The 1,837-nt window shown below is 57.6% G+C and carries 2 protein-coding genes; both read right to left on the bottom strand.

The window, feature by feature from the left end; translation table 11 throughout:
* Positions 1-832: winged helix-turn-helix domain-containing protein (locus WA354_RS02110; protein WP_472811358.1), on the bottom strand; the 832-nt coding region annotated here is incomplete at its 3' end.
* A 41-nt stretch (positions 833-873) separates the two neighbouring features.
* The coding region (locus tag WA354_RS02105; protein WP_472811357.1) for a TolB family protein at positions 874-1,837 on the bottom strand (964 nt) is incomplete at its 5' end.

Raw genomic sequence — 1,837 nt, 5'->3', positions numbered from 1 at the left:
AGCGAAGATCCGAGACTAGCAGGCTGGACTTGTCCGGCGCGATGTCGCGCAACCAGGGGAATTGAAACGGCGTATCGATCGTCGAGATCTCTCCGCCAGTCGTTGACACCTGCGCCAGTACAAGGTGACCTTTCTCATCCTCACAGAAATAGACTCGGCTTCCATCCGTTACGGCGAGTCCCTTGTCAAGGCCATCGTGCGTGATGGCCTCGATGCCTGTCACGTACGGCACGGCGGGCATGGACCACCATTCCCACCATCCAATCGCGATTCCCGCCACAGCAAGCATCGCCGTCGCCGCAACCCACAGCCAATGCCATCGTGGGTGAGCACGCTGGGGCGTGGTCGGCGCAACGGGTGCAGAGGTTTCGGGATGTTCTGCGGTGGCCGAGCTAAAAACCGCAGTGACTTCACCTGAGAAACTCGTTCCATTGTTCCCTTGAGTCACCGACGCAATCGGCTCCGTGACATGGGTCGGCTTGTTGCTGGAGGTGTCAGACGATTGCTCGGTCTGAACGGGACAGATAAGCCGGTAGCCAACTGTCGATACCGTCTCAATGAAATGGGGCTCGTGTGTGTCGTCTCCAAGCAATCTCCGCAACAAAGCGATGCTGCGCGTGAGCGAGTTCTCCGACACCGCGGTTTCTCCCCACACCGCGTTCAGCAATTCTTCTTTGGTGATTAGCTTTTGCGGATTGTGCAGCAGGAACAGGAGGACCCGGAACGCCTTCGGCTCGACCGGGATTACCTCTCCCGCCTTGAGGAGACGGAACTCCCGCTCTCGAACCTCTACGTCTCCAAAACGAAGGACGGATTCTGGTGTGCCCAACATAATTCAACCTTCCACGTTCAGAGCCTGACCTCCAAAAGTGCTCATTTCTCCTCCAGCGTGAGTGCGTAAATGTCGTCTGATCCTATGTCGCGAAGCCGCATCGGCGCGTCTGTCGGATCGAGACCCATCCATCCCGTAACCGATCCTGCGTAGCGGAATCCCTTCAGATCGACAACGCGCTCCGCGTTTCCACCCGAAGCTCGAACTCGAAGCACAGCCTGATCAGCTCCCCCGCCCGTGAAGTAAATGAATTGGCTATTCCGCGAAAACGCAAGCCACCCTGCCTGCCCCTTTTGTCGGAGCGACCATTGGCGCGTCTCAAAGTCGAAGACCTTCAGGTCCCAGTTGCCTGCTTCTAGACCCGCAATGAAGCGACCGTCCGGCGACCAGCGGGGCGACCACACACCGGCAGACCCAGGAACTACCGTGAATTGGTGGCTGGCGAGGTCGAGGATGCGAAGTTCGCCCTTTGGATCATAAGGCCCTCCCGAAGTAAAAACGACCTTGCGTCCATCAGGAGACCAGTTCGGATCAGCCTGTTGCCCTTTGTCATCCGGGACGAGCAACTGTGGCGTTCCGCCTCGGGAAGGGACGAGATAGGCTTTGCCATTCCCGTTCGCGTCCGTCACTCCGTACAGGATCTGATTACCGTCCGGCGACCAGCGGGGGTTAATGGGATACAAGGGAGGGTTGGTAAGTTGCACAGGGCTACTGCCATCCAGGTTGGCACTCCAGAGAATTCCTTCGGGGTAAGTGACATACGCCATGAACTTCCCGTCTGCGGAGAATGAAACATACTCCGCGGAAATGCCTCCCAGGAACGGCAGGAACTGATGGGACTGCGCGTCAAAGCGTACCAGTTCACCGCGCTGGATAACGCCACGGGCGAAGATCTTCTTTCCGTCCTTACTAAAGATGGGAAAAACCCAGCGGATTGGTCCTGATGTCAATTGGGTCGGCTTTGTAGGCGTCTGACCAAACACCCCGCGACGCTCATCAAGAACC

Origin of the sequence: Occallatibacter sp., from assembly GCF_049802275.1 — a bacterium.
Classification (GTDB): Bacteria; Acidobacteriota; Terriglobia; order Terriglobales; family Acidobacteriaceae; genus Telmatobacter.
This window is presented reverse-complemented; position numbering and strand designations above follow the sequence as displayed.